We start from the raw sequence: 16401 nt of genomic DNA on the forward strand, positions 1-16401 counted from the left end.
GGGTGGGTTAGGTGGGGAGGGCGGCGAGGTAGCGGGTGGCGAGGGTGCGGAGGAAGTCGCGGAGTTCCGGCGGCTCCAGGACCGTGAACGGGACGTCGAACTTGCTCAGGTAGGTGGCCAGGTCGTGCAGCGAGTCGGTGCCGGTGACCAGTTCGCACGTCGCGTCGTCGAGCGGGATCACCTCACCCGAGGTGATGGTGCTGCGCTCGGCCACCACCGAGGCGGGCGCCTGGAAGCGGATGCGCGCCCGGTACGGCCAGACCAGCGACCGCACCCCGCGCAGCACGTGCGCCGCGGCGTCGCCGCCGGGCGGCTCGCGCGGCACGAACCGTGGCCCGGTCGGCGGCAGCGGCCGCAGCCGGTCCGCGCGGAAGGTGCGCCAGTCCCGCCGGTCGGTGTCCCAGGCCAGCAGGTACCAGCGGCGACCGGTGTAGACGAGCGTGTGCGGCTCCACGTCGCGCACGCTGGTGCGCCTGTCGTGGCCGGCGTACTCGAACCGCAGCCGTTCGTGCCCGTGCGCGGCCGCCGCGACGGTGGTCAGCGTGTCGGCGTCGACGGTGGGGCCGCCGCCGGCCGCCGAGACCGTCGCGGCGCGCAGGGCGTCGACGCGCGGCCGCAACCGCTTCGGCAACGTCCGCTCCAGCTTGGTCAGCGCCCGCAGCGACACGTCCTCGATGCCGGTGACCGTGCCCGCCGCGGCCGCCCGCAGCCCCACCGCGACCGCCACCGCCTCGTCGTCGTCGAGCAGCAGCGGCGGCAGCGCGGTGCCGGCGCCCAGGCGGTAGCCCCCGGTCGGGCCGGTGGCCGAGTCGATCTGGTAGCCGAGGCGGCGGAGCCGGTCGACGTCGTTGCGGATGGTCCGGGCGGTGACCTCCAGCCGCGCCGCGAGGTCGGCGCCGGACCACTCGCGCCGCTGTTGCAGGAGGGCGAGCAACCGCAGGAGGCGTACCGAGGTTTCCAGCATTCCTCGGATTCTGCCGGAGGTTGAGGAACCTGATGTTCCTCAACCCCTCCTAGCGTGGGGTCATGACCGAGACACCGAAACTGCGCGGCATGGCGAACGTCAGCTACTGGGCCGCGGACTGGCAGGCCGCCAAGGACTGGTACACGGACCTGATCGGCTTCGAGCCGTACTTCCTGCGCGACGGCTACGCGGAATGGCGGCTCGGCGACGACCGGGACGAGCTGGGGCTGATCGACAGCCGATACCGGCCGCCGGGCACGGCGTCCGGGCCGGGCGGCGTCGTCCTGTACTGGCACGTCGACGACGTGCACGGCATGTTCGCGCGGCTGCTCGCCATGGGCGCCACCGAGCACGAGCGGCCGCAGGATCGGGGCAGCGGCTTCGTGACCGCCACGGTGGTCGACCCGTTCGGCAACCTGCTGGGCGTCATGTACAACCCGCACTACGTCGAGATCGTCTCCGGGAGAGGCTGAGCCCGTGGACGACGTCGAGACCATCTGCTTCGCGGACATCGACGAGTGGGACCGGTGGCTCGCCGAGCACGGCGGGGGCCGCTCCGCCGTCTGGCTGACGATCGCCAAGAAGGGCACGGCGGGGATGACGGCGCAGGCCGGTGACGTGGCCATCTGCCACGGCTGGATCGACAGCCACCGCCGCCGCCTCGACGCGACGCGCTTCCTCCAGCGCTTCTCCCCGCGCCGGCCGGGCAGCCCGTGGTCGCAGGTCAATGTGGAGCGCGTCGCCGCGCTGGAGGCGGCCGGGCGGATGCGCCCCGCCGGCCGCGCCCAGGTCGCGGCCGCGAAGGCCGACGGCCGCTGGGCGGCGGCGTACGCGCCGCAGCGCGACGCCGCCGTGCCCGACGACCTGGCCGCGGCCCTGGCGGGCAACGACCGCGCCCGCGCCGCGTACGAGGCGCTGAGCCGCAGCGCCCGGTACGCCGTCTTCCTGCCGCTGCTCAAGGCGCGCACGGCGGCGGGGCGGGCCGGCGCGCTGCGGCGGGCGACGGCGACCCTGGAGGCCGCGACCGCCCTCGACGGGTAGGCCCCGCCCGCTCGGAGGTCCGTCCGCTCGGGGCCGCCCGCGCGGGGGGCCGCCCGCTCAGGGGCGCCGGGCGACCCCGGCGACGAAGGCGTGCCACGCCGTGGGGGTGAAGGCGAGCGCCGGGCCGGCCGGGTCCTTCGAGTCCCGCACGGCGACGACGCCGGGCAGGTTGTCCGCCACCTCGACGCAGTTGCCGCCGTTGCCGCTGCTGCGGCTGCTCTTGCGCCACCGCGCGCCGTTCAGCTCCATGTCTCCGCCACTTCCGTGATGAGATCGACAGACTGCCAGTGGGTCAGCGCCTCGCCGCGCACGTTCTCCCACGCAGCCATCATGGCGGCGATGTCGGCGGGGTCGCTAACCACTTGTCCCTGGAGTTGGTTGTCGAGATAGCCGGCGATCCGGTGGTCGTGGCTGTTGGCGATGACGAACGGCCCGTTCAGCCCCGCGTAGGCCCCGACCGACGACGGCACGACGTGCACCCGGATGTGCGGCTCCGCGCAGGCGGTGACGAGGGCCCGGAGCTGCTCGCGCATGGTGGCCGGCCCGCCGACCGGCCGGCGCAGCACCGCCTCGTCGACGACGGCCGTGAACTGCGGCGGCTCGTCCTGCCGGAGGATGCCCTGGCGGGCGAGCCGGGCCGCCAGGTGCCGCTCCACGTCGCCCCGGGGGAACAGGCCGCCGCCGGTCAGCACGGCACGGGCGTACGCCTCGGTCTGGAGCAACCCGGGCAACACCACCGACTCGTACGACCGCAGCGACACCGCCTCGCGCTCGATCTCCTGCCACGGACGGAACCAGATCGGGTCACGACGTCTCGAAGTGTCCGGCCAGATGTCCGACACGTCCCGGTGGAGGGCCTCCGCCGCCGCCAGCCGATGCCGGGGATGCGGGATGCGGTCCTCGGTCAGCCAGCGCCCGACCGTCTTCGGGTCGACGCCGACCTTCTCGGCGAGGGATTCGGTCGTGTGCCCGGTGTCGCTGAGCGCGACCCGCAGCGCGTCGTTCACGGGCTCCTCCCATCGGATGTCCCAAATATCTGGCGACCATATATGCACGCGGTGTACCTGTCTGCTCACTACCGGCAAGTTGGGGTGACGAAGGCGGCGTGGCCGGTGGAGGCGAGGGAGCCCGGCGGTCGCGCCAGTCGTGGGGCCGCCCCGGCGGGGAGGGCGGGGCGGCCCCCTCCAGCCCGCTCGTCGCGCACCTCGTCGCGCTCCCGGAGGAGGTCCCGCCCGTGCCGACCCGCCGCCCGCCCGGCCCCGACCCCGTAGCCGGCCAGCGCCAACCGACCCCGACCACGCCCCGCCGCGAGCCGCGGACGCCCCTGACCGTGGGCGCGACCATCCGCGTGCCGGATGACGCGTACCGCTTCGGCGAGGGGCCGCTGACCCTCCGGATCACCGAGGTGCTGAGCGTCGGCCCGTTCGAGGGACGGGTCTGGGCCGAGGTACGCGGCCACGAGGTCACCCCGGACGGCGCCCTGCGCTCCCGCGCGCGCTTCGCCTTCGTCCGCGTCGACCGGGCCAGGGTGCTCTCCGCCGGCCTCGACCCGGCGGGGTCGGACGTCGCCGAGCCGGCCGGGCCGGTCGCCGGCGGTGCGGGGTCCGCCGGAGCGGCGGTGGCCCGGCCGTGAGTCGACGCCGCGAGCACGTCCCGACCCGGCCGACCTGGCGCTGCCGGGCGTGTGGCATCGCCTGGCCCTGCTCGGCGGCGAAGCTGCGGCTGCTCGGCGAGTACCGCCACGACCGGGCAGCGCTGACCGTCTACCTGGCGACCCTCCAGGCCGAGGCCGCCGAGCAACTCGCCCGGCTCGACCCCGGCGTCGACCCCGCCGGCCTGGCCGACCGCTTCATCACCTGGGCCCGCGCGCGCGGCTGACCAACCGCGTGCGGCGCGAGGTTGACCAACCCGTGCGTGCGGCGCGGGGTTGACCAACCCGTGCGTGCGGCGCGGGGCTGACAATCCGTGCGCGCGGCGCGCGGGGCTGACCAGCCCGTGCGTGCGGCGCGCGGCCGGCCGGCCGTGCGTGCGGCGCGCGGCTCAGGCCAGCAGGTTGACCAGGGCGGCGAGCCCGACGACCACGATCGCGGCGCGCAACGCCACCGGCGGCAGCCGGCGTCCCCAGCGGCCGCCGACCAGCCCACCCACCACGGAACCCGCGGCGATCAGCAGGGCCGGCTGCCACGCCACCGTGCCGAGGGCGACGAACAACACCGCCGCGACCCCGTTCACCAGCCCGGCGAGCACGTTCTTGACCCCGTTGACCCAGCGCAGGTCGGTGGAGAGCAGCACCCCGAGCAGCCCCAGCAGCAGCACACCCTGGGCGGCGCCGAAGTAGCCGCCGTACACCCCGGTAGCGAACACGCCGAGGAGCAGGAGCGGCCCGACGCGCCGGACCTCCCCGCCGGCCGGCGGGGCTTCACCCGCATCCTGCCGGCGGCGGGCCAGGGCCCGGGCCAGTCGCGGCTGCGCCACCACCAGCACCAGCGCCACGATGATCAGCGCCGGCACGATCGCCCGGAACGCCCCCGGCGGCAGCCGCAGCAGCAGTACGCCGCCCGTCAGCCCACCGAGTACGCCGGCGACGCCCAGCCGCGCCAGCAGCCCACCGTGACCGGCCAGATCGTGCCGATAGGCGTACGCCCCGGAGAACGACCCCGGCACCAGCCCGACCGTGTTCGACACGTTCGCCACCACCGGCGGATAGCCCAGGGAGAGCAGGACCGGGAAGGTCACCAGCGTGCCCGAGCCCACCACCGCGTTGATGGCGCCGGCCGCGACCCCGGCGGCCAGTACGGCCAGCCCTTCCGCGGCGTTCAGCATCGTGTTCATTTGTGTCCGCGCTTTCCCCGGGCCGGTCGTCGCCCTCAGGTCGCCGCCGCCCGGTTACCTCGCTGTCGAATGCGGGTGCCAGCGTAGGGTCCGCGTCCCGCCGGTCGACCGACGTGCGTCAGAGATCACCTCGGCCGAGCGCCAGCCATCCCACGCGCCGGCCGGGCCCCACCCGTCAGTTCAGGAATGCCGTGACGGTTTCCACGAACAGGTCGGCGTCGTCGTGCCACGGAAAGTGGCCCGCGCCCGGCTGCACGGCGAGCGAGGCGTGCGGAAAGAGACCGGCGAACTCGATCACGGAACGGGGCGGGCTGTTGACGTCGAACTCCCCGGCCAGCAGCAGGACGGAGTTCTGGTGGGTGGCCAGGGCCGCGCGGATCGTCTGCGGGGAGAAGGCGCCCTCGGCGGCGAAGATGCCGGCGGCTTCCTGGTTCGTCTGCGACCCCTGGGCCGCGTGCCGGTCCTTGGCGGCGGCGTCCCACCGGCCGTGGCGGAAGGGGGCGATGGCCGCCCAGTCGGCGTCGCCGGCCCGGTTGTTGGTGATCGCCTCCAGCGCCGCGAATGCCGCCGGAAACCACGGCTCGTCCTGCCGCAGCCGTGCCGTCTCGCGTCGCGTCTCCCCGGTGACCGCGATGCCGACGGCGAAGGTACTGGGCGTGATCAGGGCCAGCTTGCCGACGCGCCGCGGGTGTCGGACCGCGTACAGCGTCGCGAGGTTCGCGCCGGCGGAGTGGCCGAGCAGGTCCACCCGGTCGAGCCCGAGGTGTTCGCGCAGGGCCTCGACGTCGTCGACCAGGCGGTCGCAGCGGTACGAGGAGGGGTCCTCGGGGATCGCCGACCGTCCCGTGCCGCGCAGGTCGAGGACGACGAGCCGGCGGCGCCGGGACAGGCCGCCGAGGTCGCCCAGGTAGACGGAGTCCTGCATGGGGCCTCCCGGCAGGCAGACGAGCGGGTCGCCGTCTCCGGCCGTGCGGTAGGAGAGCCGGGTTCCGTCGGGCGCGGAAAAGGAGGGCATGGCATAGACCCTCTCACCTGGGTTTCGCCGGAACCAGGGGCCGCCAGCCGCCGTTCCTAGCCGATCGCGGTCACGTACTCGTGGATCTGTCGGGCCGCGTCCTCCGGGTCGTACAAGAGGGTGTTGATGGTCAGATCCGCCCTGTCCGAGATGAGCGGGGCGGCGTCCCACGCCCGCAGCGCTTCGGCCGGGTCCTCGATGCCGCGGTTTCTCAGCCGCACCTCGACCATCTCCCGGGGGCACCACACGAAGACGACGACCCAGCGGGTGCCGGGGATGGCGCCGGTGACGGCGTCGATGCCCCCGACCTGGCCGAGGTGGACCACGGGAACGTGCTCGGCCAGCCTCGCCGTGAGCCGGGACCGGTCGATGGCGTAGGTGGCGCCCTGCCGCTGGTCCTCCCATAGGATGTCGCCCCGCCGGCGCAGCTCTTCGATCTCGGCCGGGGTGGTCGCCCGGTAGCCGTTCGTCCGCCCCCGTCCGGCCTTGAGGCGGGGAAACAGGGCGTACCGCTCGTGCAGCGCCTCCAGGCACCGGGTGATGGTGTCCTTCCCGACGGCCGGTGGGCCGTAGAGGATGATGCCCGGGTTCACGCCGACGCTCCCGGAAGACGCGGATGAGGGGAGTCCGGCCGGGTGAGCCTGGACTGAGGGGATGACAGACTGCCGTCCTCTCGCCACGCGGCACCCAGCCGGGAGGCCGAGTTGCCGGAGTCGTCGCTTGCCCGGAGGAGCGTAAGCCCCGCGGTCACGGGTGTTGCTCCCCGCCGGCGGCACGAGCGGACAACCGGGCCGCCGTACGACGAAGGGCCGGTCCCCGTGGGGGCCGACCCTTCCGTTCTTCCTGCTCAAGAGAGCGGAGGATACGAGATTCGAACTCGTGAGGGTGTGAACCCAACACGCTTTCCAAGCGTGCGCCCTAGGCCTCTAGGCGAATCCTCCGCAGACGAGGATACAGGTCCCCGACGGGTCGGCCACCCCACCACCCCCTGAAGATCGACCGCTGGTCGGGTAGGCTTGGCGGCACCCCCCGTGCGGCGTGCATCTCGTGAACCTCCCCAGGGCCGGAAGGCAGCAAGGATAAGCGGGCTCTGACGGGTGCACGGGGGGCCTTTCTGTCTCCGGGCGCCGGTAACGTCCCTGCGGGTCAGGTCACCGGCGGGGTGGGTGGTCACCCGCGGCTGACCGGCGCAGAATGGCTCGGTCGAGAGGAGGCGGGACGAGTGGCACTGGCGCTCTACCGCAAGTACCGGCCACGCACCTTCGCCGAGGTCATCGGGCAGGAGCACGTCACCGAGCCGCTGTCGCAGGCGCTGCGCAGCGGGCGGCTCAACCACGCCTACCTCTTCTCCGGCCCGCGCGGCTGCGGCAAGACCTCAAGCGCCCGCATCCTGGCCCGCTCGCTCAACTGTGAGCAGGGTCCCACCCCCGAGCCGTGCGGGCAGTGCGACTCCTGCCGCTCGCTGGCCACCGACGGCGCGGGCTCGATCGACGTCATCGAGATCGACGCGGCCAGCCACGGCGGCGTCGACGACGCCCGCGAGCTGCGCGAGAAGGCGTTCTTCGCGCCGGCCAAGAGCCGCTTCAAGATCTATGTCATCGACGAGGCGCACATGGTCTCGTCGGCCGGCTTCAACGCCCTGCTCAAGCTGGTCGAGGAGCCGCCGGATTACGTCAAGTTCATCTTCGCGACCACCGAGCCGGAGAAGGTCCTCGGCACGATCAAGTCGCGGACCCACCACTACCCGTTCCGGCTGATCCCGCCGAAGGTGCTCCGGCCCTACCTGGAGCAGCTCTGCGAGGCCGAGGGGGTCTCCGTCGAGCCGGCGGTCTTCCCGCTGGTGGTGCGCGCCGGCGGCGGCAGCGCCCGGGACAGCCTCTCCGTGCTCGACCAGCTCATCGCCGGGGCCGGGCCGGAGGGGGTCACCTACTCCCGGGCCGCCGCCCTGCTCGGCGTCACCGACGCCGCCCTGATCGACGAGATGTGCGACGCGCTGGCCGCCGGGGACGGGGCGGCCGCGTACGCGACCGTCGACCGGGTGGCGGAGGCCGGGCACGATCCGCGCCGGTTCGCCTCCGACCTGCTGGAGCGGCTGCGCGACCTGATCGTGCTCCAGCAGGTGCCGGACGCCGCCGCCAAGGGCCTGATCGACGGCCCGGCCGACCAGATCGAGCGGATGGCCGCCCAGGCCCAGCGGCTCGGCCCGGGCACCCTGTCCCGCTGCGCCGACATCGTGCACAACGGCCTGGTGGACATGCGCGGCACCACCGCGCCCCGGCTGCTGCTGGAGCTGATCTGCGCCCGGATGCTGCTGCCCGGCGCCGACGACACCACCGGCGGCCTGCTCCAGCGCCTGGAACGCATGGAGCGCCGGCTCACCCTCGCCGGCACCGACGCGCCGCCGGCCGCCGCCGGTCCCGCGCCGGTCGCCGCCGCCCCCGCGGTACGCCCCGAGCCCGTCCCCGCGCCCGCCCCGAGCGGGCCGGCCGGCCCGGCCGAAGCCGCCGCGCCCGGTACGAACGGCGCGGGTGCCCCGGTGCCGACCGATGCTGTGCCGCGTGGCGTCGGCGCGGGTGCTCCGGCGGGACCGTCGGGTGCCGTCCCGGGCGGTCCGGCTTCGCCCACCTCGGTGTCCCCGGCCGCGCCGGTCCCGTCCGGCACCGCGACTGCCGGTGTCGACCAGGCTGCCGGCGCCCCCCGCCGGGTGGTGCCGCCGTCGGCGGTGATGCCCGACCCGGCGACCCCCGAGCCGCCCCGCCCCGGCGCGCAGGCGTCCGGCGCGCTGGACGCCGTCGCGGTGCGCCGGGTGTGGCCCGAGGTGGTCGGCAAGGTCAACCGCACCAACAAGCGGATCGCGGCGCTGATGCGCGACGCGGTGGTGCGCGACCTCGACGGCGACACGCTCGTGGTGACGGTGAAGTCGTCGGTGCTGGCCAAGATGATGTCCGACCACGCCCAGGTGCTCACCGACGCGCTCTACGAGGAGTTGGGCGGGCGCTGGCAGATCCGCTGCGAGGTGGCCGGTGAGCGGGGCGGCGTGTCGCTCGGCGGCCCGTCCCGGTCCGCCGCCGCCCCGGCCCGTCCGGCCTCCCCGCCGGCCGGCCCCGCCCACCAGGCCCCGACCGGCCCGAGTGGCGCCGGCTCCAGCGGCGGCCCGTCCGGTGCCGCCATGTCCGGCGCCGGCGGCATGCCCGGTCGCGGCATGTCCGGTGGTTCGCCCGGTGGCGGCGTGTCCGGTGGTCCGTCCGGTGGCGGCGTGTCCGGTGGTCCGTCCGGTGGTGGCGGCGGGTCCGGCGGTCCGGGCGGCGCGGCCGGCACGTCGGGCGGCCCGAGCGGCGGTCCCGGCGGCCCGAGCGGCGCGGCCGGCATGTCGGGCGGACCGGTCGGCATGTCGGGCGGACCGGCCGGCGGGTCCGGCGGTGCGGGTGGCGCGGCCGGTGGATTCCGTGGCGGCGCGGCGACCCGCACGTCCCCGGGTGAGGCGCGGGCCGGCGGTGCTGCCGCCGCCGAGGCGGCCGAGGACTGGCCCGAACCGGCCCGGCCCGGCGGCGCGGCCGGCGGGGGCGAGGACTGGCCCGAAGCGGCCCGGCCCGGCGGCGCGGCCGGCGGGGGCGAGGACTGGCCCGAAGCGGCCCGCCCGGGTGGCGCGGCCGGCGGGGGCGTGGACGACTGGCCGGAGCCGGCCCGGCCCGGCGGCGCGTCGGGCGGCACCCCGACGACCACCGCACCCGTGGGCGGCGCGTCGGCGGTCGCCGCGCCGGCCGTGCCGAAGCCGGCCGGTCCCTCGGCGGCGCCGCAGCAGGCCGCGCCCGCCGGGCCCCCGGTGAGCAGCGCGATCGCGGCGGCGCGGGCGGCCGCGGCGGGACGCGGTCCGCGTCCCGCGCAGGCGGCCCGGAAGACGGCGGACGCCGACTGGGCGGGCGAGCCGCCGTACGACCCGGAGTTCGACGGGCCCGTGCGCGGCGGCGGGGGACGCCCCGGCGGCGCCCAACCGGCGGCCCCGGCCTACGAGGGCTTCGACCCGGGCGACGAGCCGCTGGACGAGGTGCTCGACGAGCGGACCGCGCGGGAGTCCAGCGAGGAGCAGGCGGTACGGCTGCTCCGCGAGGCGTTCGGCGCCGAGAAGATCGACGAGGTGGACGCCCGGTAGGGCGGCGACCGGACACGGTGCCACCGCCCGGGCTGGCGACCGGAACGAGATCTTGGCAGGAAACGGCCCCTCCGGGGGCCTTCTCGTACCAAGATCTCCGCCGCCGGCCACGCCCTCCGCCGCCGGCCGCGCCCTCCGCCGCCGGCCACGCCCTCCGCTGCCGGCCGCGCTCTCCGCCGCCGGCCGCGCCCTCCGCCGCCGGGCACGCCGGTGCACGTCGCCGGAGGGAGCTTGTCAGGCCGTCCAGGCGGGCAGGCCGTGCGGGTGCGCCTCGGCGAGCAGCCGCTCCGGCCCGGCGCCGACCCGGGCGCGGAGCTGGAAGCGGGGCCCGCCGACCGGGTGCGGCTCGAAGAACAGGTGCGCGACCGGCGCGCCGGTGCCGCCCTCGGCGGCCAGCCGCGCCAGCTCGGCGGCGACCCGCACCCATTCCGCGGCCGGCACGTACTGCCGCATCACCGAGTGCCACACCACGGTCAGCGCGCCGGGGCGCGGGGCGAGCCCGGCCAGGAATTCCGCCGCCCCCACCGCGACCACCCGGGCCGGCACCCGGCGGGCCAGCTCCAGCGCGCCGGCCAGCCGGGCCGCGCGGGCGGTGTGCTCCGGCCAGAGGTACGCCCGCAGCGCGAGCGCGCCGTCGGGGGTACCCGGGTCGAGCGGGGTGACGTCACAGCCGAGCCGCTCCACCACGGTCAGCTCGGGGTACGCCGCGGCCGCCTCCCGCAGCCAGTGGGGCGGCCCGCCCCGCCAGGCGTCCGGCAGCCGTACGGGGGAGTCGGCCGGTCCCCGGGCGAAGCCGCTGGCCTCGACCCGGAACCGGTCGACGCGCAGGTTCAACCCGGCGCTCGCGCCCAGCTCGACGAGGCGCACCGGCAGCCCGCCCACCTCGTGGACGGCGTGCAGCAGGCCGGCCAGCAGCAGGTTCGCCCGGCCGACCTCGTTGGTCTGGGGCGGCCGGCGCAGCCAGCCGCGCAGCGTGTCGTGATCGGCCTCGACGACCGCCCGGAACGCGGCCCAGCAGGCGGGGGCGTCCGCCGCTCCGTACGCCCCGCCGGCGCTGGGATAGAACCGGGCCAGCTCCGGCGCCCGGCCGGACAGCACCAGCGCGTGCACGCCGCCGAGCAGGCGGAGCGACACGAGGGCGTCGGCGTCGGCGTCCTCGTACCCCGTGATGACGGTGGCGCACGGGCCGCCGGCCCGGACGTCGTCGGCGGCGCGCGACAGCAGGTTGGCGTAGAGGGCGGCGTCCATGTCGGCGCAGGCCCGCGCCTGCCGTTCCATGGCCGCCGCGGCCTGTTCCCGGGACATCCGTCCGCTCCCTCCGGTCGACCCCGTGATCGTCCCCCGGACCCGCCGGGTGGGGACGCACCGGGGCGGGGCGGGGCCGCTCCCAGCGGATAGGCTGAGCGGCGGCCGAGCAGACGAGTGCGAGAAGGAGCCATCCGTGCGCCCAGGTGGACAGCCGAACATGCAGCAGATGCTGAAGCAGGCGCAGAAGATGCAGCAGCAGATCGCCAAGGCCCAGGCCGAGCTCGCCGAGGCCGAGCTGACCGGCACCGCCGGTGGTGGTCTGGTGACCGCGACCGTCGCCGGCACCGGGGAGCTCAAGGCGATCAAGATCGACCCCAAGGCGGTCGACCCGGAGGACGTGGAGACCCTGGAGGACCTCGTCGTCGCGGCCGTGCACAACGCCGCCGAGGCGGCCCGGGAGCTGACCGAGAAGAAGATGGGTCCGGTCACCGGCGGCATGGGCGGCCTCGGCCTGCCCGGTTTCTGAGCGGCAGATGTACGAGGGCGCCATCCAGGACCTGATCGACGAGTTGGGGCGGCTGCCGGGCGTGGGCCCGAAGAGCGCCCAGCGGATCGCCTTCCACGTGCTGTCGGCCGATCCCGCCGACGTCAACCGGCTGGCGGGCGCGCTGCGCAAGGTCAAGGAGCTGGTGCGGTTCTGCACCACCTGCTACAACGTGGCCGAGTCCGACCAGTGCCGGATCTGCCGCGACCCGCGCCGCACCGACGAGGTGCTCTGCGTGGTCGAGGAGCCGAAGGACGTGGTGGCGATCGAGCGGACCGGTGAGTTCCGGGGCCGCTACCACGTGCTCGGCGGCGCGATCAACCCGCTGGAGGGGATCGGGCCGGACAATCTGCGCATCCGCGAGCTGATGACCCGCCTGGGCGGGGGCGCGGTCCGGGAGCTGATCCTGGCCACCGACCCGAACACCGAGGGCGAGGCCACCGCCACCTACCTGGCGTTGATGGTCAAGCCGATGGGCATCGCGGTGACCCGGCTGGCGAGCGGCCTGCCGGTCGGCGGCGACCTGGAGTACGCCGACGAGATCACCCTCGGCCGGGCCTTCGAGGGCCGCCGGGCCGTCTGACCCGGCGACGATGGCCGGCGCCGGATCCCGGTGCCGGCCATCGTCGTACCTGTCCGCGCGTCCACTGTGGGTTCTGACATGTGGACGAGGCAGCCCGTCGATCGATGTAACAAATTTGCATCGGTAAACCCGGACATTTCGCCCCTTTGATGGCGGTCCGGCACGGCCTCCGGGGCGGGGCGCACCGGTTAAGACACGATCCGGTACCAACCGCTTCGACGAAGGTTTCCCGGCGGTCCGAACGAAGGCTAAGGTCACGGCCATCGGTGACCCCTGTCACCACGTTGTCCGTACCCCCAAGGAGAAGCACCATGCGTGCATCCAGGCCGAAGGTCGCTATCGCGGCCGTCGCGGTCGCGGCCCTCGCGGTAGCAGGCTGCGCCGAGAGCGACCGCGGTGACAGTTCCGGCGGTAGCAAGAAGGACACCCTCGTCTTCGGCGTCGCCGGAGACCCGAAGGTGCTCGACCCGAGCTTCGCCAGCGACGGTGAGTCGCTGCGCGTCGCACGCAGCATCTTCGAAACGCTGGTCACGCCGGAGGAGGGGGGCACGAAGATCACCCCCGGTCTGGCCGAGTCCTGGACTCCGGACGCCGCCGGCACGACGTGGACCTTCAAGCTGCGTTCCGGCGTGAAGTTCCACGACGGCACCGACTTCAACGCCGAGGCGGTCTGCAAGAACTTCGACCGCTGGTACAACGCCAAGGGCCTCATGCAGAGCCCGGACGTGACGGCGTACTGGCAGGACGTCATGGGCGGCTTCGCCAAGAACGAGGACGCGGAGCTGCCGCCGAGCCTCTTCAAGTCCTGCACCGTCAAGGACGCCACCACCGTGGACCTGGCCTTCACCCGGGTCTCCAGCAAGATCCCGGCCGCGCTGATGCTGCCGTCGTTCTCCATCCACAGCCCGACCGCGCTGGAGAAGTACGACGCCAGCAACGTGGGCGGCACCGCCGAGGACATCAAGTACCCGGCGTACGCGATGGAGCACCCGACCGGCACCGGTCCGTTCAAGTTCAAGTCCTGGGACGTCGCCAACAAGACGCTCACCCTGGAGCGCAACGAGGACTACGCCGGCGGCAAGGCCAAGCTGAAGACCCTCATCTTCAAGACCATCTCGGATGAGAACGCGCGCAAGCAGGCGCTGCGCTCCGGCGACATCCAGGGCTACGACCTGGTCGGCCCGGCCGACGTCGAGCCGCTGAAGGGCGAGGGCTTCAACGTCCTGACCCGCCCGGCGTTCAACGTGCTCTACCTGGCCATCAACCAGAAGGGCAACCCGAAGCTCGCCGACATCAAGGTCCGGCAGGCCATCGCGCACGCCCTGAACCGGCAGGCGCTGGTCGACTCGAAGCTGCCCCCGGGCGCCAAGGTCGCCGAGAACTTCATGCCGGACACGGTCGAGGGCTGGAACGGCGACGTCGCCAAGTACGACTACAACCCGGAGAAGGCCAAGCAGCTGCTGGCCGAGGCCGGCGCGACGAACCTGACCCTGCGGTTCCACTACCCGACCGAGGTCACCCGCCCCTACATGCCGAACCCGAAGGACATCTTCGAGCTGCTCTCGGCGGACCTCAAGGCGGTCGGCATCAACGTCCAGGCCATCCCGCTCAAGTGGAGCCCGGACTACCTCAACGCCACCACCTCCGGCAGCAAGCACGACATCCACTTCCTCGGCTGGACCGGTGACTACGGCGACGCCTACAACTTCATCGGCACCTTCTTCGACCGCCCGAAGGACGAGTGGGGCTTCACCAACAAGGCCCTGTTCGACCAGTTCAAGGACGCCGACACCACCGCCGACCAGGCGGCCCGGGTGGAGAAGTACAAGGCCCTCAACAAGGCCATCATGGAGTTCCTGCCCGGCGTCCCGGTGTCGCACTCGCCGCCGGCGATCGTGTTCGGCAAGGACGTGACCGGGGTCAAGGCCAGCCCGCTCACGGACGAGCGGCTTGAAACGGCCGAGTTCAAGTCCTGACCTGACGCAAGGACCGCGGGCGGGCGCTGTTTCGACAGCGTCCGCCCGCGACCCTCCGTACCCCTTTCGAGGCCACCGTGTTCCGGTTCATCGTCAGACGCCTGCTCCAGCTCATACCCACGCTGTTCGGGCTCTCCCTCCTGCTCTTCATCTGGCTCCGTCGACTGCCCGGCGGCCCCGAGACCGCCATCCTCGGCGAGCGCGGAACGCCCGAGATGCGTGCCGCGATCCGGCGCAACATGGGCCTCGACGAGCCGATCCTGGTGCAGTACGGCCGTTTCGTGCGGCGGCTGCTCCGCCTCGACCTCGGCACCTCGACCTCCACCAAGCGCGCGGTCACCACGGAGTTCCTGGAGCGTTTCCCGGGCACCGTCGAGCTGACCGTCATGGCGTTGGTGATCGCGATCGGGCTCGGCATCCCGCTCGGCTACCTGGCCGCCCGCCGTCGCGGCCGGCTGCTCGACCACGCCTCGGTCGGCGGCTCGCTGATCGGCATCTGCATCCCCGTGTTCTTCCTGGCCTACGTGCTGAAGGCGATCTTCTCGGAGAACCTCGGCTGGTTCCCGTCCAGCGGCCGGCAGGACCCGACGCTCGGCGCCACCCGGATCACCAACTTCTTCGTCCTCGACGGCCTGATGACCCGGGAGTGGGACGCCGCCGCCGACGCGATCTGGCACCTCGTGCTGCCGGGCGTCGCGCTGGCCAGCATCCCCCTGGCGATCATCGTCCGGATCACCCGGGCCAGCGTGCTCGAGGTGCTCAACGAGGACTTCGTCCGTACCGCCGAGGCGAAGGGCCTCACCGAGCGGACCGTCCGTCGCCGGCACGTGCTGCGCAACGCGATGCTGCCGGTGGTCACCTCGATCGGCCTGCTCACCGGTGGCCTGCTCTCCGGCGCGGTGCTGACCGAGACCGTCTTCGCCTTCAGCGGCATCGGAGCGTTCATCTACGACGCCATCGGCCAGCGGGACTACCCGGTGCTGATGGGCTTCATCATGATCATTGCGGTGGTGTACGTGCTGGTGAACCTCCTGGTCGACCTCTCCTACAGCCTGATCGACCCGAGGGTGAGGGTCCGGTGACGATCACCAGCGGCAAGAAGAAGGAAAAGATCGACCGGCTCTCCGAGCTGGCCGCCCGCGACGACGAGCGCGGCGTCAGCCTCTGGCAGGAGGCGTTCCGCCGGCTGCGGCGCAACCCCGCGGCGATCATCGGCGCGGTCATCCTGGTGCTCTTCGTCCTGGTCGCGGTGGTCGGGCCGTTCTTCGTCCCGTACGGGCCGACGGACGCGATCGGCATCCGCGAGGGCCTGGTCAAGTCGGGCCAGGGCCTGATCCCGGGGGCCTCCGGAGACCACTGGCTCGGCTTCGACCACCAGGGCCGCGACGTGTTCAGCCGGATGATCGTCGGCGCCCGGCAGACCCTGCTGGTCGGCGTGGTCTCCACGCTGATCGGTCTGGCGATCGGTGCCCTGATCGGTGGGGTCGCCGGCGCGGCCGCCGGCCTGGGCGGCCGGTGGGGGCGGGCGATCGACACCGCGCTCATGCGGATCATCGACATGATGCTGGCGCTGCCCAGCCTGCTGCTGGCGGTGAGCATCGCCGCGCTGCTCGGGGCGAGCCTGACCACCGTGATGATCGCGGTCGGCGTGGTGTCCGTGCCGGTCTTCGCCCGGCTGCTGCGCGGCTCGATGATCTCCCAGGCCAACAGCGACTACGTGCTGGCGGCCACCTCGCTGGGCGTGAAGAAGTCGAAGATCGCGATCACCCACGTGGTGCCGAACTCCCTCGCCCCGGTGATCGTGCAGGCCACCCTGACCCTGGCCACCGCGATCATCGAGGCCGCCGCGCTCTCCTTCCTCGGCCTGGGCAACCCCGACACGGCGGTGCCCGAGTGGGGCGTGATGCTCGCCGACGCGCAGCCGTACCTGGGCATCCGGCCGAGCCTGGCGGTCTATCCGGCGGTCGCGATCATCATCACCGCGCTCGGCTTCACCCTGCTCGGTGAGGCGATGCGCGAGGCCCTCGACCCGAAGCTGCGGAAGTAGG

General features: G+C 73.8%; 17 protein-coding genes, 1 tRNA gene and 1 other RNA gene. 11 read left to right on the forward strand and 8 right to left on the reverse strand.

All coding sequences use genetic code 11. The features are described from left to right. Positions 1–7: 7 nt before the first annotated feature. Entirely contained in the window at positions 8–964 is a 957-nt protein-coding gene (locus tag ACSNOB_RS19620; protein ID WP_436687967.1) for a helix-turn-helix transcriptional regulator, read from the reverse strand. Positions 965–1026: 62 nt separating this feature from the next. Here ACSNOB_RS19620 and ACSNOB_RS19625 point away from each other — a divergent pair, with 62 nt between their 5' ends. Further along, on the forward strand, positions 1027–1437 hold the full coding sequence (locus ACSNOB_RS19625) for a VOC family protein (protein WP_393112847.1): 411 nt from the start codon (positions 1027–1029) through the stop codon (positions 1435–1437). 4 nt (positions 1438–1441) lie between these two features. Next, positions 1442–2005, forward strand: coding sequence for a YdeI/OmpD-associated family protein (locus tag ACSNOB_RS19630; RefSeq protein WP_436687968.1), 564 nt, complete (start codon positions 1442–1444; stop codon positions 2003–2005). Positions 2006–2062: 57 nt separating this feature from the next. On the opposite strand, the gene ACSNOB_RS19635 is transcribed toward ACSNOB_RS19630, so the two are convergent. After that, on the reverse strand, positions 2063–2254 hold the full coding sequence (locus ACSNOB_RS19635) for a DUF397 domain-containing protein (RefSeq protein WP_436687969.1): 192 nt from the start codon (positions 2252–2254) through the stop codon (positions 2063–2065). Then, a complete protein-coding gene (locus ACSNOB_RS19640) occupies positions 2245–3012 on the reverse strand; it encodes a helix-turn-helix domain-containing protein (RefSeq protein WP_436687970.1) in 768 nt (255 codons plus the stop codon). The genes ACSNOB_RS19635 and ACSNOB_RS19640 overlap by 10 nt, the downstream gene beginning before the upstream one ends. A 227-nt stretch (positions 3013–3239) precedes the next feature. On the opposite strand from ACSNOB_RS19640, the gene ACSNOB_RS19645 reads away from it, so the two are divergent. Both ACSNOB_RS19645 and ACSNOB_RS19650 read left to right on the forward strand, forming a co-directional pair. Next, positions 3240–3638: a hypothetical protein gene (locus tag ACSNOB_RS19645; protein WP_436687971.1), complete on the forward strand. Its 399-nt coding sequence runs from the start codon at positions 3240–3242 to the stop codon at positions 3636–3638. Next, positions 3635–3883 (forward strand): flavin reductase, encoded by a 249-nt coding sequence (locus ACSNOB_RS19650; protein WP_436687972.1) that lies wholly within the window; start codon positions 3635–3637, stop codon positions 3881–3883. The genes ACSNOB_RS19645 and ACSNOB_RS19650 overlap by 4 nt, the downstream gene beginning before the upstream one ends. 162 nt (positions 3884–4045) lie before the next feature. On the opposite strand, the gene ACSNOB_RS19655 is transcribed toward ACSNOB_RS19650, so the two are convergent. The 4 genes from ACSNOB_RS19655 to ACSNOB_RS19670 all read right to left on the reverse strand — a co-directional run bounded on the left by ACSNOB_RS19655 (position 4046) and on the right by ACSNOB_RS19670 (position 6793). Continuing rightward, positions 4046–4837 carry a sulfite exporter TauE/SafE family protein gene (locus ACSNOB_RS19655; RefSeq protein ID WP_436687973.1) on the reverse strand — a complete coding sequence of 264 codons (792 nt, stop codon included), beginning with the start codon at positions 4835–4837 and terminating at the stop codon, positions 4046–4048. Positions 4838–5012: 175 nt separating this feature from the next. After that, complete coding sequence (locus tag ACSNOB_RS19660) at positions 5013–5852, reverse strand: alpha/beta fold hydrolase (RefSeq protein WP_436687974.1); 840 nt, start codon at positions 5850–5852, stop codon at positions 5013–5015. Positions 5853–5908: 56 nt separating this feature from the next. Then, entirely contained in the window at positions 5909–6445 is a 537-nt protein-coding gene (locus ACSNOB_RS19665; protein ID WP_436687975.1) for a kinase, read from the reverse strand. A 263-nt stretch (positions 6446–6708) separates the two neighbouring features. Continuing rightward, positions 6709–6793: transfer RNA gene (locus ACSNOB_RS19670), tRNA-Ser, on the reverse strand. Positions 6794–6875: 82 nt separating this feature from the next. Here ACSNOB_RS19670 and ffs point away from each other — a divergent pair. Next, positions 6876–6966: signal recognition particle sRNA small type (gene ffs / locus ACSNOB_RS19675), an RNA gene on the forward strand. Positions 6967–7074: 108 nt separating this feature from the next. Next, positions 7075–10002, forward strand: coding sequence for a DNA polymerase III subunit gamma and tau (locus ACSNOB_RS19680; RefSeq protein WP_436687976.1), 2928 nt, complete (start codon positions 7075–7077; stop codon positions 10000–10002). A gap of 234 nt (positions 10003–10236) precedes the next feature. Here the strand turns inward: ACSNOB_RS19680 and ACSNOB_RS19685 are convergent, their stop codons facing one another. Beyond that, the gene (locus ACSNOB_RS19685) at positions 10237–11307 is read right to left on the reverse strand and encodes a DUF2332 domain-containing protein (RefSeq protein ID WP_436687977.1); all 1071 of its coding nucleotides are present in this window, start codon (positions 11305–11307) and stop codon (positions 10237–10239) included. A gap of 160 nt (positions 11308–11467) precedes the next feature. On the opposite strand from ACSNOB_RS19685, the gene ACSNOB_RS19690 reads away from it, so the two are divergent. The 5 genes from ACSNOB_RS19690 (at position 11468) to ACSNOB_RS19710 (ending at position 16400) form a co-directional block, all read left to right on the forward strand. Then, the gene (locus tag ACSNOB_RS19690) at positions 11468–11776 is read left to right on the forward strand and encodes a YbaB/EbfC family nucleoid-associated protein (RefSeq protein WP_350683380.1); all 309 of its coding nucleotides are present in this window, start codon (positions 11468–11470) and stop codon (positions 11774–11776) included. 7 nt (positions 11777–11783) lie between these two features. Continuing rightward, entirely contained in the window at positions 11784–12377 is a 594-nt protein-coding gene (gene recR, locus ACSNOB_RS19695; protein WP_393111552.1) for a recombination mediator RecR, read from the forward strand. A 311-nt stretch (positions 12378–12688) separates the two neighbouring features. Then, complete coding sequence (locus tag ACSNOB_RS19700; protein ID WP_393111550.1) at positions 12689–14353, forward strand: ABC transporter substrate-binding protein; 1665 nt, start codon at positions 12689–12691, stop codon at positions 14351–14353. 77 nt (positions 14354–14430) lie between these two features. Then, on the forward strand, positions 14431–15435 hold the full coding sequence (locus tag ACSNOB_RS19705) for an ABC transporter permease (protein ID WP_393111548.1): 1005 nt from the start codon (positions 14431–14433) through the stop codon (positions 15433–15435). Continuing rightward, positions 15432–16400: an ABC transporter permease gene (locus tag ACSNOB_RS19710; RefSeq protein WP_436687978.1), complete on the forward strand. Its 969-nt coding sequence runs from the start codon at positions 15432–15434 to the stop codon at positions 16398–16400. The genes ACSNOB_RS19705 and ACSNOB_RS19710 overlap by 4 nt, the downstream gene beginning before the upstream one ends. Position 16401: the final 1 nt, after the last annotated feature.

The sequence above is a fragment of the Micromonospora sp. URMC 106 genome (genome assembly GCF_051386395.1).
GTDB lineage: Bacteria > Actinomycetota > Actinomycetes > Mycobacteriales > Micromonosporaceae > Micromonospora.

What these genes read in the sequence shown, in the direction of transcription:
- ACSNOB_RS19620 (WP_436687967.1), bottom strand. Translation starts at nt 964, where the DNA reads ATGCTGGAAACCTCGGTACGCCTCCTGCGGTTGCTCGCCCTCCTGCAA.
- ACSNOB_RS19625 (WP_393112847.1), top strand. Translation starts at nt 1,027, where the DNA reads ATGACCGAGACACCGAAACTGCGCGGCATGGCGAACGTCAGCTACTGG.
- ACSNOB_RS19635 (WP_436687969.1), bottom strand. Translation starts at nt 2,254, where the DNA reads ATGGAGCTGAACGGCGCGCGGTGGCGCAAGAGCAGCCGCAGCAGCGGC.
- ACSNOB_RS19655 (WP_436687973.1), bottom strand. Translation starts at nt 4,837, where the DNA reads ATGAACACGATGCTGAACGCCGCGGAAGGGCTGGCCGTACTGGCCGCC.
- ACSNOB_RS19660 (WP_436687974.1), bottom strand. Translation starts at nt 5,852, where the DNA reads ATGCCCTCCTTTTCCGCGCCCGACGGAACCCGGCTCTCCTACCGCACG.
- ACSNOB_RS19685 (WP_436687977.1), bottom strand. Translation starts at nt 11,307, where the DNA reads ATGTCCCGGGAACAGGCCGCGGCGGCCATGGAACGGCAGGCGCGGGCC.
- ACSNOB_RS19690 (WP_350683380.1), top strand. Translation starts at nt 11,468, where the DNA reads ATGCAGCAGATGCTGAAGCAGGCGCAGAAGATGCAGCAGCAGATCGCC.
- recR (WP_393111552.1), top strand. Translation starts at nt 11,784, where the DNA reads ATGTACGAGGGCGCCATCCAGGACCTGATCGACGAGTTGGGGCGGCTG.
- ACSNOB_RS19700 (WP_393111550.1), top strand. Translation starts at nt 12,689, where the DNA reads ATGCGTGCATCCAGGCCGAAGGTCGCTATCGCGGCCGTCGCGGTCGCG.